Source organism: Pseudoalteromonas sp. NZS127_1, assembly GCF_015864295.1.
In the GTDB taxonomy this organism is placed as follows: Bacteria; Pseudomonadota; Gammaproteobacteria; order Enterobacterales; family Alteromonadaceae; genus Pseudoalteromonas; species Pseudoalteromonas arctica.
The window spans coordinates 119,194-132,352 of record NZ_JADYXO010000010.1; the positions used below are offsets into that span (position 1 = coordinate 119,194).

The 13,159-nt window shown below is 39.0% G+C and carries 12 protein-coding genes; 5 read left to right on the plus strand and 7 right to left on the minus strand.

Features of this window, described 5'->3' with window-relative positions; translation table 11 throughout:
* Positions 1–110: 110 nt before the first annotated feature.
* From I6F50_RS11110 to I6F50_RS11120, 3 genes are read right to left on the minus strand one after another with little or no spacing between them, the layout of a single operon-like run.
* The gene (locus I6F50_RS11110; RefSeq protein ID WP_197176232.1) at positions 111–446 is read right to left on the minus strand and encodes a DUF3325 domain-containing protein; all 336 of its coding nucleotides are present in this window, start codon (positions 444–446) and stop codon (positions 111–113) included.
* The gene (locus I6F50_RS11115; protein ID WP_165740800.1) at positions 443–2,044 is read right to left on the minus strand and encodes a PepSY domain-containing protein; all 1,602 of its coding nucleotides are present in this window, start codon (positions 2,042–2,044) and stop codon (positions 443–445) included. Before I6F50_RS11115 ends, I6F50_RS11110 begins: the two co-directional genes overlap by 4 nt.
* Positions 2,041–2,382, minus strand: coding sequence for a hypothetical protein (locus tag I6F50_RS11120; RefSeq protein ID WP_165728812.1), 342 nt, complete (start codon positions 2,380–2,382; stop codon positions 2,041–2,043). Before I6F50_RS11120 ends, I6F50_RS11115 begins: the two co-directional genes overlap by 4 nt.
* Before the next feature lie 343 nt (positions 2,383–2,725).
* On the opposite strand from I6F50_RS11120, the gene I6F50_RS11125 reads away from it, so the two are divergent.
* From I6F50_RS11125 to I6F50_RS11135, 3 genes are all read left to right on the plus strand, one after another.
* Entirely contained in the window at positions 2,726–3,082 is a 357-nt protein-coding gene (locus I6F50_RS11125) for a VOC family protein (RefSeq protein ID WP_165740799.1), read from the plus strand.
* A 150-nt stretch (positions 3,083–3,232) separates the two neighbouring features.
* The gene (locus tag I6F50_RS11130; protein ID WP_024591552.1) at positions 3,233–3,814 is read left to right on the plus strand and encodes a uracil-DNA glycosylase family protein; all 582 of its coding nucleotides are present in this window, start codon (positions 3,233–3,235) and stop codon (positions 3,812–3,814) included.
* 257 nt (positions 3,815–4,071) lie between these two features.
* On the plus strand, positions 4,072–4,950 hold the full coding sequence (locus I6F50_RS11135) for a bile acid:sodium symporter family protein (RefSeq protein ID WP_197176234.1): 879 nt from the start codon (positions 4,072–4,074) through the stop codon (positions 4,948–4,950).
* A gap of 318 nt (positions 4,951–5,268) precedes the next feature.
* Here the strand turns inward: I6F50_RS11135 and I6F50_RS11140 are convergent, their stop codons facing one another.
* Complete coding sequence (locus tag I6F50_RS11140; RefSeq protein ID WP_197159946.1) at positions 5,269–6,936, minus strand: cell surface protein; 1,668 nt, start codon at positions 6,934–6,936, stop codon at positions 5,269–5,271.
* Positions 6,937–7,008: 72 nt separating this feature from the next.
* Positions 7,009–8,475: a dGTPase gene (gene dgt / locus I6F50_RS11145; protein ID WP_007583580.1), complete on the minus strand. Its 1,467-nt coding sequence runs from the start codon at positions 8,473–8,475 to the stop codon at positions 7,009–7,011.
* A gap of 163 nt (positions 8,476–8,638) precedes the next feature.
* On the opposite strand from dgt, the gene I6F50_RS11150 reads away from it, so the two are divergent.
* A complete protein-coding gene (locus I6F50_RS11150) occupies positions 8,639–9,859 on the plus strand; it encodes an alkaline phosphatase family protein (protein WP_165728810.1) in 1,221 nt (406 codons plus the stop codon).
* Between the two features lie 91 nt (positions 9,860–9,950).
* Here I6F50_RS11150 and I6F50_RS11155 read toward each other — a convergent pair whose 3' ends face one another.
* Complete coding sequence (locus I6F50_RS11155) at positions 9,951–10,694, minus strand: zinc-dependent metalloprotease family protein (RefSeq protein ID WP_007583576.1); 744 nt, start codon at positions 10,692–10,694, stop codon at positions 9,951–9,953.
* A gap of 126 nt (positions 10,695–10,820) precedes the next feature.
* Positions 10,821–11,525, minus strand: a complete 705-nt coding sequence (locus I6F50_RS11160; protein WP_165728809.1) for a hypothetical protein — start codon at positions 11,523–11,525, stop codon at positions 10,821–10,823.
* A 379-nt stretch (positions 11,526–11,904) separates the two neighbouring features.
* On the opposite strand from I6F50_RS11160, the gene I6F50_RS11165 reads away from it, so the two are divergent.
* Positions 11,905–13,062 (plus strand): benzoate/H(+) symporter BenE family transporter, encoded by a 1,158-nt coding sequence (locus I6F50_RS11165; RefSeq protein WP_165728808.1) that lies wholly within the window; start codon positions 11,905–11,907, stop codon positions 13,060–13,062.
* Positions 13,063–13,159: the final 97 nt, after the last annotated feature.

The following is a 13,159-nucleotide window of genomic DNA, read 5'->3' on the forward strand; positions in this document are numbered from 1 at the left end:
TAGGCTCTGCCTTGCCTAAATACCAAACGGTCTGCTGCAAATTCACCCACCAAAGATCAACACGCCCTAATCTATGGGAAAGTAACGGATCACGTTTTTACTAACTAAGGCTAGTTTAACGCTAAAAATAGACCGCTAAGTACAATTAATAAGGCGCTTAAAACACTAAACCACTTTACGTAGCCTACTAAAAAGTTATAAAAAACCATTATAATTAAGAAACTTAGGCTCATAAACCCACAAAATAGTAACGCGCCATAACCACTTTGAGTTGCTACGCAAAGTACTAAGCTTAGTAAAATACTGATCCAAGCAATAAATAGCAGGCTTTTACTTTGTAATTCTGTAGGGCGTTTTTTAAATACATCTTTAAAATGATTAAACTTAGCCAGTGCAAAACCATTAAAACCAAACAAACACAGACTAAAACCAAGTAAATCAATCATGATTTTTGCCTTTTAAGATTATTAGATTGGTTAGGGCTGATTATTTTTGAGTTGTTTTTAGCAGTACGTAATTTTTCGGTTTGTATAAAAAATAATATACTAAATAACAAAAACAGTGCATCAAAAGTAAATAAAGCCCACTGTTTGTGCATCAAATAGCTAACTATATTACCGTTAGTTGTAAGTGCATTAATAACCGGTACGCTTAAACATGCAACAGCATTTATAGCTGCCATAACTCGCCATTGCAGTGTGTCGCGCTTTATAAGTGCTAAAAGAGCAACCGCTAGCCATGTTAAAAAGAACGCGAGTATTTCTTTATCGGCGCGCTCTGCGGTAGTTGGGCTAAGTAGTCTGTTAGCAATAAAAAATGCACACGTTGCCAGTGGTAGTCCCATAATAGTGGCTAGGTTTAACCCCTCAACTAGTTTTAAACCAAACGAAGGTTTAACGTTATTTTTAGTTCGCTCGCGAATTCGCTTAGCCCACATAATACAGCCAGAGCCAATCATTACACAGCCTGCAATACCGCCTAATACGTATAACCAACGCAGTAACCACGTAGCTAAACGCCCTGTATGCATTGAATTAAGTGATTCGTAAAGCGCTTTGCTACTAGTTAGCTCGTCATCAGTTTTAGCAACCATTTGCCCTGTAGCACCACTAAATATTAAGCGTGGTGCTTGGTCACGCAGTGTTTTACCTGCGCTTACCAATACGGTAATTGTTGAAGCTGCCATATTTGGTTGGTTAACTTGTACGCGAGTAATATCTGCATGAGGCCACTTAGTATAAACCTGATCCAAAATGCTTTGAATCGGCACCATTGACGATTCGCCTTGGGCTTTATCGGTCATGGTGTTGCGAGGGGTTACATCGTTAAAAAAGCCACGCATGCCGTTATCGTAAGACGTTTGCGCAGGGTAGGGAAACAACATAAATATGAGCGTAATCATGCCCGTGTAAGTAATCATTAAATGAAAAGGCAGGGCAAGCACAGAGCTTAAATTGTGGGCATCTAACCACGTACGGCTACCTTTATTACGTCTAAAACTAAACATATCTTTAAAAATACGCTTGTGAATAACCACACCCGATATAATGGCAATTAGCATAAAAAAGCTAGCAAAGCACACAATCCAGCGTGCGGTTATTGCATCCATGTAATGTAAATCATAGTGCAGCCGATAAAAAAAGTTACCACCTTTAGTATCTACAAAGGGCTCAAGCTCTTTCATGGTATTAGGGTTTAACTGTGTGTTTTTAAACTGGCTGCGGCGCTGGCCTGGCTCTTTTGGCTTTGCATAACCATAAATTAAATAAGGAATACGCGGCTCAGGTAATGTAATACGCCAGCTTGATGAGTTAGCTCCATGGTTAGCTAAGTAATCGAACCCTGTAATTATTTGTTGTTTTTGCGCTTCTATACGCTGTGTTTGGGCTTGTACATTATGTATGGCAGGTTGATTCCACAGCGTTATTTCGTCTCTAAAAAAGCTAAGTGTTCCTGCAAAAAATATTAAATATAATAACCAACAAACGAGTAACCCTACCCAAGTGTGTAACCAAGTCATCGATCTGAAAAAGCTGTCTTTCATACCCAACCCTTTAGTAATACAAGCAATCCGATAAACGCACCTGTACTTAGTAAAATACTGATCCAAATTTTTCTTAATGATTTAACGCTAAAGGCATAAATAAATACTACGGCATAAATTAAAATGCTGATTGAAACACTAAACAGTACAGCGTCTTGCTTAGCTATTGGCAATACAAAACTTAATAACGCAGTACTTGCAGAGGTAAAGGCATAGCCACCAATTATGGCAATAAAAAAACGTAAAAATACCAAAACTCGATAACTGCTTACGCTTTTTACTATAAGCGCAATTACGTTAACCTTATCGAATGGCGCACTGTGCAAAGGTGCCTGCATAGTTAATTAATCCCTTTATTTAAAGCTGAGGATAAAACAAAGGCGCTATTATATATGTTACAAATACAAAAGATAGCTATTCTCATTTACGGCGGCTAACTTTTAGTAAATTATCCTTCTTACTTAACCTGAACCTTGGTTAACAGGTTTTATACGTATTGAATTATGGTGATATTTAAATTTATTTTCTCTAGCGCTGAAAATAGCTGCTCGAGATAGATTTATTATCCAGAGTTCAGATTACTTAGTAAAATACTGATCTGTTATTGTTTAATGATATTGCACAGGCTGCATGTAAAGCTTAAGGTTAATAAACTGAGTAAAAATAAAGAGTGAAATAACGATGAGCGATCACGAAAAACTAAATTACGTAGAGTTTCCTGCATGCGACTTACCCGCAACTAAGGCCTTTTTTAGTCATGTATTTAATTGGCAGTTTACTGACTACGGCCCAGAATACACGGCGTTTAGTGGGCAGGGGTTAGATGGTGGGATTTTTCAGGCTCCATTAAAATCACTAACTCAGTATGGGGCAGCATTACTTATTTTTTATAGCGACGACATACACGCAACCTTTAAAAAAGTAGAGACATTTGGCGGAGTAATATTAAAACCTATTTTTGAGTTTCCTGGCGGTTGTCGGTTTCACTTTACAGAACCAAGTGGTAACGAATTTGCGGTATGGGCGAAAGAACACTAGGTACTATAAGGGCTGTAGGGCATTTAGGCTTAAAGATCAGGATTTTACTAACTAATCGCCATTTTAGATAAAATAAACCGATTTTTTACCAACTCATTTATCCTAAATGGCCATTTAGGATGAAAATTAAGCATTTAAGGCCAAATAAACATGAATAGTCACCAATTAATAGACCAAGTTAGTAAATGCGTGATCTGTGATCCTCATTTACCTTTAGGGGCTCGACCTGTAATACAATTTAACCCAAACGCACGTATTTTAATCGCAGGCCAAGCACCGGGTATAAAAGTTCACGAAACAGGCGTGCCGTTTAACGATGCAAGCGGAAACCGCCTACGAGAATGGCTTGGGCTAACACGTGATGAATTTTACGACGCTAATAATATAGCAATTTTACCTATGGGCTTTTGCTACCCGGGTAGGGGGAAGTCGGGTGATTTACCACCGAGAAAAGAATGTGCCCCAGCATGGCGCGAGCAATTATTGGCTGCACTACCAAATATTGAGCTGACAATAGTATTAGGTAAATACGCGCAGGCGTATCATTTACCGGAGACTAAAAAAATGCCACTTACGGAGTTAGTAAAATCGTGGCGTGAGTATTGGCCAAATTATTTAGTGCTTCCACATCCGAGTCCGCGCAATAATATATGGCTTAAAAAGAATCCATGGTTTGAGCAAGATGTACTTCCAGAACTGGGTAAACGCATTGCTACTATTTTAAATAAGTAATGCTTCTAGCATTAGGATTTATTGTAAAGGGGCGTTATACCAATCCGCAATAATACTTAATCATTTTGCGGGGCTAAACGTGTCGCTACCTGTGTTAAAAAATTCTCATTTAGAACAACTAAATAGCGAATTTTTTGCCTAGCTATCAACACGTTTTTCTATCCTCAAAATAGATCACTTAATTAAGCGAATTGGTATACAGTTAACTTAAAAATTAACACTCCAATTAAAAAAAATAACAAACGAGGCTGTCTAATTTGAATGCATCTATATTAACTGAAGTAATACTTCCGCTCGCCCTTGCACTTATTATGTTTGGTATGGGTCTTGGGCTCACAACAAACGATTTTACTCGTCTATTTAAAAGCCCGCTCGCCATTGTTATGGGTTTAATAGGCCAACTTGTAGCAATGCCTTTATTAGCATTAGGGCTGTGTTATTTACTTAACCTACCAACGCCTATAGCTATTGGTTTAATGATATTAGCTGCCTGCCCAGGCGGTACTATGTCAAATGTATTAAGCCAGCTTGCTAAAGCTAATTTAGCGCTTTCGGTAAGTTTAACCGCTGCCTCTACCGCAATTAGTATAATAACCACACCGTTTATTATTGGCTTTGCTATGAGCCAGTTTGCCCCAGCAGACGATGCTACTTTCTCTATTTTAATTACTTCATTAGGGCTATTTTTTATTACCTTAGTGCCAGTTGCTATAGGCATTTGGTTACGTCACTTTAAAAGTGATTTTGCCATTAAAGCAGAGCCGTTTTTTAGACGCTTCTCGTTGTTTTTTATGCTTATGATGATTGCAGCACTAGTAATAAAAGAGCGCGATTTATTAGTTAGCTCATTTAACGATGTATTTTGGGCGTGCATAGCACTTAATATTGGTTCAATGGTTGTTGGTTGGTTAATTGCTAAGTGTTCAAAATTAAATTTAACTGATTCGCTGACGCTTTCAATTGAGGTTGGAATTCAAAATGCATCGTTAGCTATTTTAATTGCTATTAGCTTTTTGAATAAACCAGAATACGCGGTCACCGGTGGCGTGTATGGCCTTGCCATGTTTATAGGGCCACTGCTATTAATTGGCGGGTTAAAGCTTAAAAATAAACGTACCGCTAGGGCTGTTAACTAGGACTTTTAATTAGGGCATGTTGACCAAGTTACTTTAATTTAAGGCTACGGATAACGTAGCCGTAAACTCCAGTCTAAAAATACCACCTGTTAAATGTATGCTCTGCACCCATCGCGTCAACAAGTTGTAGGCTTACAAAAGACTCTTAAGCTTGAATATTGCACTAGGCGCTGAGCTTGTTTGCGCGAGGAGTGAAGCTTCTAATTACTAGGGCGCATTTTAGGATAGGATAAGAGTGTAAGTAATACGGTAAAAAAGCAGTTAATTATTTGGTTACTAAAACTGCGCCTCAAATATGAGGCGCTACTTTAAAACTTACTATTTGGTTTGCATGTTTTTAGCGCGTTCTTCTGCATCTATTAATGCTTGCGATTTAGGCGCGCGTTTTTTCTCTTCTATTTTGGGCTTTTCAGCCGAGTCAGGATCCCAGCTTGAGTCTAACGATAAGTTAGCAAATGGATTGTTACTGTCCGCTTTTTTAGGCTCAATTACTGGCTCATCAACTAGCGGTGTTGTTTGTGCTTGCTCAGGTATCGCGTCTTCTTTTTTAGGCGTCGGCTTTTCACCAGGTAATGGTGCATCTGGGTTAAATGTACGCACCTCTGGTTCTTTAAAGTCTTGCTCGGTTGTATACGTAGTCGATTGGGCGTCAGATATTTGCTCTGGAGCGTGTAAATCTATAACCGGCTCACTCGCTGTTACTGGCTCGGGAGTACTAATAACCGGCTCTACAGTGTTATGTTCAGCTTCTATTGGCGCAGATTCCGTTACTTGCGCTGTATGGTGCTTACGTTGTTTTTTTACTGGCTTTGCATCTGGGTCAAAGTCGCGTACCTCTGGCTCATTAAAGCTGCTGGCATTTTTAATGCGCTCTAAGGTTGTTTTGGCGGCGGCTTCAAACTCGGCGGTATTAGGTTCAGGTTTTTGTTTTACTTCGTTAAACGTAGCGGTACTTGTTTGCTCTAAAGTATCAGTTAAGTTAAGCGGTGTAGGCTCAATTTCGCTTGTTTTCACTTGTGTAGCTACGTTGTTTTGCTCATCTGAAATTTGCGTTGTTGTATGTTCAATATCAGTATTTTGCGCTGTGTTAGTAGGTTCCACTGACTCTTCATTTGTCGCTACGCTGCTCTCAACTGCTTTATTATTTTGAGTTGCTTCGTTGATGACGACAGGCTCAATCTCTGGCTCTTTTGTTGTTTGTACTGGCTTTGTTGCTTTAGTTTCAGGTTTAGCTGACGTAGCAATTTTTTCTGATTTAACTTTAGGTGGAGCCGCTATAGTCGGTTCTGCCATCGCTTTGCTTTGTTTTGCACGGCGCAGGCGCACGACTATCATAGCGCCAATAAGTACCACTATAACAAGTATTAAAGTGGGTAAAAGTAACGAGCTTGGGCTCTGCGCTACAGGTTGCGGCGTAATTACTGGCGCTGGTTTAGTTAACACAGCTGCTGGTTTTACAGGTACAGGCTTTTCAGGCGTAGGTTGAACGTTTTGCTCTGGCGTTGCCGGTTTTACTTGCTCTATCACAGCTTCGTTTTTTTGCTCTGTAACTACTTGCTCGGGTGCTGCTTTTGTTGGCTCTGCATCAATTACTATTTCGTTACTGTTGGTATTTAGCTGATCGTTTATTTGTTGTTTTTGATCATTAGTTAAATTAAGGGTTTGCTCGTTGATGCTTTCTTTAACAGCTTCTTCAGTGGGTTTAATTACAGGGGCAGGTTCAACAATTTTAGGTTGTGGCTGAGTAATAATAGTCGGTTCAGGCTCTATTATTTGGGGCTTAGGTTGTGCTTGAATTTCTTTTGGCTTATTACAGTTATTTTTGTAATCACGCGCAGCTTTACGATATTTTTGACTCGCTTTATTATTACTATTTTGCTGTATTTCTTGTTTAATTAAAATGCACATAGCTTCGTTGTATGCAGCACTTTGCGCACTATAAAATAAGGCAAAGCAAAGGGTAAATCTAATTAGTTTTGATATCATGAAGTTATGCGCGCTTAAATATTAATAGTTTGATTTTAAGCGCAAAATTAAAAATTATCCAGAGTAATACAACTAATCAATAACCATAAGGCTGCGATATTCATCGTAAGCAAATTGGTCGGTCATACCGCTTATATAATCTTGGATTAATCTACAACGATAATAAAACTCGTATGCCGCAAAGTGATCGGGCTCTTCTTGCATCGCATCTATTGCGTGTTGGTAACTATTTAAGTGCTTTTTAGAGAGCTTTTTAACAAGTCGCGACTCTATTAATAAACGTGAATCGCCATTTAGTGCACGCTTAAAGTCATCCTTGTTTAGTAGCAGTAATGGTTTATAGCAATCGAGCAAACCATTAATTATGCGATACCCTTGTAGCTCTAATTTTTCGACTTCTTTGTTTGAAAATACATGCTCAAGCGCTACCTGCTTTAGTGTTTTAGTTACTGCATGTAGATGGCTTCTATCTTCTAAAAGCGCTTGGTTAAAATCGCCATGATAAATAGGTTCTATATTTTCGATAAAGCGTTTTGCGGCGTGATTTACTAGCGGATGTAGCAATGCAACCCGCAAGTATATAAAAAATTCACTATTAAAATTATAGGGTTGTGCTTGTGCACGCTCTAGTGCGTAGTCTACTGCTTTGTCTACAAAATTTTGATGTTGAGCGTCGTCGATTAACAGGTTTATTAATACTTTTTTGTAACTACTTTTAAGTTTTTCGCACAGCAACTCAGTGCTTATTATGTCTTTTTCTACGGCGTCTTCTATGTCGGCTAGGCAATACGAAATGTCGTCGGCGGCTTCCATTATGTAACTTGCAGGATGGCGGCAGTAAGGCTCAATAGTGAGCTCTTTTTGTAGCGCTTCAACAAAGTTTTTTTCGCTGTAGTAGTAACCCACTTTTTTCATTAAGTAGTTTTTATTTTGGGGTATGTCTTTTACATCAAGCCCAGCAGGGCGAGTGTATTTTAAAATACCAGCACTTTGGCTGTAGGTTAAATTAAGCGTTTGCAAAGAATGAATTATACGTATGCCTTGAGCGTTGCCCTCAAAGTTACAAATATCAAGCGCAAGGTGTTTAAAAACAACACCTATACCGGTGTTTGGTTCTTTACAGCGCTCGGGTGTTACGCTTGCTAGGTTGTTATTAAACCAGTGGTTAATAGCCGCTTCGCCAAAATGCCCAAACGGTGGGTTGCCTATGTCGTGCATTAGGCAGGCCATTTCTACTAAGCTTTCTAGCGGGCGTTCTAGGTCGGTTAAGCCGTAATCTTTTTGCTGTTGGTAGCTTAAATTAGCAAAAATACGTTGCACTATAAAACGACCAACCTGTTGTACCTCAAGCGAGTGAGTTAAGCGCGAACGAACAGCTGCGTTACGCTCAAGCGGAAACACTTGTGTTTTTTGCTGCAGCCTGCGAATAGCGGCACTGTTAATAATACGGCCACGGTCGCTTTCTAGCGCCATCTGTAAGTTAGAGGTTGTGCGGTACATTCGTGCTGGCGTTATTTTTTTACTAAAATCTATGGTCATCTTTATACTTGTCCTTTTTTACAATTGATGACTGGCATAGTTTTTAGCACATAGTCATTTGTCTTTAATATACAGGGTTTAATCTATCAGTTTGTATCATAAAGTAACAACTTGCTTTAAAATAATTTTTTGAGTAATTGTTGTGCATTTATAGGTGTTTATAATGAAACAGTGGATTTTAAAGGCAGTATCAATTTGCCTAATGTTAGGAATGAACAGCGCATTTGCTGCAAAAGAGCAAACTGTGGTGCTTGTATCAATTGATGGCCTGCGTTGGGATTATATTGAAAAACACGGCGCGCCAAATTTAAAAGCAATGGCCGAGCGCGGTGTTCGCGCACAAAAGCTAATACCTGTTTATCCAACTAAAACGTTTCCTAACCATATTTCTATTATTACGGGCTTACTGCCAGTAAACCATGGCATTGTTGATAATAGCTTTTGTGATAAAGCGCGTAAAAACGACTGTTACAGCATGGGCAAAGCATTGGGCGATAGCACATGGGTAAAGGGTATTCCGCTTTGGAATTTAGCCAAAATGCAGGGACTTAAATCGGCTACTTATTTTTGGCCTGAGTCAGATGCATTATTTAACGGCATGACACCAGATTACTTTTATCACTATTCTAAATACAGCGATTACCAAAGCCGTGTTGATCAAATTATTCAGTGGTTAAGCTTACCAAAAGCACAGCGCCCACGTTTTATTGCGAGTTACTTTTCGCTAGTTGATAGCATGGGCCATGAATTTGGGCCAGACGCACCACAAACGCGTGATGCAGTTAAACAGCTTGATGAATTAATGGGGCAATTACAAACTCGCTTAAGTAAATTAGAGCAAGAGGTAAACTTAGTTATTGTCTCGGATCATGGTATGGCGAGTATAGATCCAGATAAAAGCATTGATGTAACCACACTGCCTCAAGATGAAAACTTTTTAGTTAAAAATACTGGCCCACGTTTACTTATTTATACCCAACCGGATGCTAAAAACGCTGATATTGAAGGTTACAAAGCACGTTTACGAGATGCGTCAAACGGTCGTTATACAGTATTAACTGACGAGCAATTAGCAGCGTATCATTACAATAAAGGCACTCGCGTAGGCGATATTGTGGTGCAAACTACAGCACCAGCGGTATTTACCAATGGTAAAAAACCAACCTATTTAGGGACTCACGGTTATGCATATACCGAGGATATGGCAGCATCATTTATTGCTGTAGGCCCTGCATTTAAACAAGGTGTAAGCCTTAAAGAAGTAAATAACCTTGATATTTACCCAGTACTTGCAAAAGTGATGGGACTTAAATTGTTAAACAAAGTAGACGGCAATGGTAAAACATTAATGCCAGCAATTAAGCAAAAAATCGTTGTGCATTAGCTTAATCTAAAAGAGCGCGTAAGCGCTCTGCAGGGAAGAACATGTTAAAACTATAAAGTGGGCTATTTAGCCCACTTTTTTATTGGGCAGCTTATTTAAAGTTAGCAATACTTGTTTTTGTAGCAGTAACTGTGCGAATTGCATGCGCTTGGTTTGTAATACCAAATGCAATACCGTTTACGCTCCAGCCAGGGTTAGAGAAGTAATCGTACTGAGTTGCGCTACCGTAAACGTGCGGGTAAGCCATTATACTTGCAAACTCGTTTTGTACGCCATGACCCATGCCATCTACATATACACCGCCAGACGTATCACCTTGTTTGCGTGAATGCGCTAAACCTTGGTTATGACCAAGTTCGTGTACAAATGTCGTTGCACCACAATCAATTGCAGTGATTGAGTACATACGGCTGCTCATTGAGCTGTATAGATTGCCATTAGTGCCTTGGCCAACCCATGCTAAACCACATGAAATAAGCCCATTGCCAGCACTTTGACCAGTACCTAATACGGCAATCATGTCGGCTTTCCAATCGCTGCGTAAACCATCTACGTAGCTGCTATTTGTAACCGAATCTAACCAATCCTCAGACGGCGTTACTGCATAGTCACCTAAGTTTTGTTTGCCAGCTAAGCGTAGTGTTATATCAACGCCATTTTGGCTATATACCTGATTACTAAAAGCAATTAGTTGATTTATTTTAGTGTCAATATTGCTAGTTGCAGCAGCTGATTGGTCGGTATATAAAATACCGATATCGATTGTTTCTGCTTGTGCAACACTTGCTGCACATAATGCCGCAGCCAGTGCGGTTGTTGTGATTACTTTTTTCATTATTGTATTTCCTTACTCTTGTTGTGGTTGGAACTTGTTTTTAACTTGGTTGATCTCATAAAAAGCAGACACACTAAAGCTGCCCTATAGTGCGGCTTTAGTTGTTTTTTATATTTTGATTATTGGTTAGCCATCAATTTTTGGTGCAAATATATCGATGCTTTTATCTGATTTGGGTTTTGGTGCGGTTACATCATGCTCTATGTGGCTTTTATATAAATCGCGTTTTGCTGCAATCCATCCGTACTTACCTTTACTTTCGAATACATAATTGCCAGAAGGCGCAGTAAATTGACCATATACGGCATCTTTACCTACCGTTAAAACGGTATTATGCATGCGGCCATCAACACCCACTATTTTGCCAAATATGCTCTTATCGCCATTTTCAGACTCAACCACATTAGTCACTTCTGCGGTGAATGTTTCGGCTGTTTGCGGAATAGCTAAATCAAAATTTTCGCCAGTCTCTAACGCCTGTAAAGAATTTAAATCAAACTCAATATAGGCCTCGTTATGTAAGTCGGTAGGTAAAACTTTTGCGTTTATAAGCACTTGCTTTGCTTTGTCGGATAGGCGATTTACGGCATCAAATTCTTCAAACGGTAAGCTGTTGTCAGGGGCAATAATAGGTTTAACGGTAATTGGATCTTTACTCATATCAATAGGTGCAGGGGGATGTGTATTGCGCGTTTTTTGTAAATCAATAGGAACAAAATCAATAGCAACAGGCGCGATAGGTTCGCCCGTTTCATCTGCATTAAAAAATAGCCCATAAACTGCAAATGCCGATAATGGTATAGCAATTAGTAAGACGACAGATCTCTTCATTTGTTTCTCTTTTAGTGTTTTTGGTTAACTGTTTGTTATGTTTTATATTATTAAATGGATTAGATCAAGATAATAAATGTAACCGAAAAGAATTAATTCTAAATTTCATAATTCCTTATAAAATATAAGGATATTTATTTTTGGTATGTTTTTCACTCTTTTTAGTATTGGTTTTTTGTAGGGTTTATGCGGCCTTTGGCGCGTTTGTGGGTACTTGTTTGTTTAGTTAAATACAATGGTTAAAAGTGACTTTTTGACGTTAATTACAATGAAAAATAAAAAGTGAATTTTTTTCACTCTTTGTAAACTAATCGCTAATTGCAATGCATTTATCGGGCACGTATGTTGTGTGCTGCATAAATGGCATTACGAGGGATTTATGAAGGTGTCTGATCAGTTGCTTAACCGAATTACAGCAGGGCTTGTGGCTGTAATTATTGGTTTTTCGAGTTCCATTGCATTGATTTATCAGGTGGTGATAACCCTTGGAGGCACGCCTGATTTAGTAGCTAGTTGGATTTTAATGCTTGGTTTAGTGATGGGCACAACGTCAATAGGTTTGTCGTACTATTACAAAGTGCCTGTTTTAATTGCGTGGTCTACCACGGGGGCTGCATTACTGATTTCAAGTGCACAAGGGTATAACTTAAACGAGGCTATTGGCGCGTTTATGCTCAGTGCATTGCTCGTTTTTTTGTCGGGGGTGACGGGCTGGTTTGAAAAAATAATGAACCGTATTCCAAGTGAGCTTGCGTGCGCCATGTTGGCCGGCGTACTTGTTACCTTTGGTATCGATGTGTTTAATTTTATGAACGACATGCCTTTAGTGATTGGCTTAATGGTTGTTATGTACTTTATTGGTAAACGCTTTTTTGCCCGTTTTGCTATGTTAAGTGTGCTTATTATAGGTGTACTACTCGCTTGGCAAATGGGCCATATTGATACCAGCGCACTGCACTGGAAAATGAGCGAATTTGCTTATATTGAACCCGTTTTTCACTTGCAAGCATGCATTAGCATAGGTTTACCACTTTATATAGTTACCATGACCTCGCAAAATTTACCGGGTATTGCTGTTTTAAAAGCGCATAAATATAAAGCGCCTATATCTGCATCTCTTAATGTGACTGGTTTTGTAAATATACTTACCGCCCCGTTTGGAGCTTATTCTATTAATTTAGCCGCTATTACTGCTGCTATTTGTATGAGTGATGAAGCGGATGAAAATCATGATAAACGTTATTGGGCGAGTATAGCGGCGGGCGCATTTTATATTTTAATGGCGCTGTGCGCGGCTACATTAGTTGGGTTGGTAGCAAGTTTACCGCAGGCACTTATTTTAGCTTTGGCGGGCATTGCGCTATTTGGCACCATTGCTAATAGTTTGCAGCAAGCCCTTAGTAGTACTAAATATACGGAGGCCGCAATTGTTACTTTTTTAGTAACTGCATCTAACTTAACATTACTCTCAGTGGGGTCTGCTTTTTGGGGAATTATAGCAGGTGTGCTTACGCTTCTTATCACCCAAAAAGACTAAAAGCTTTATTGTGTACAAAGAGCCGTTGGTGAGTATTTAAAACAAAATTATAGTTTATTTATATCATTAAAATAACTTAACTAAGCTTATAAAAAAG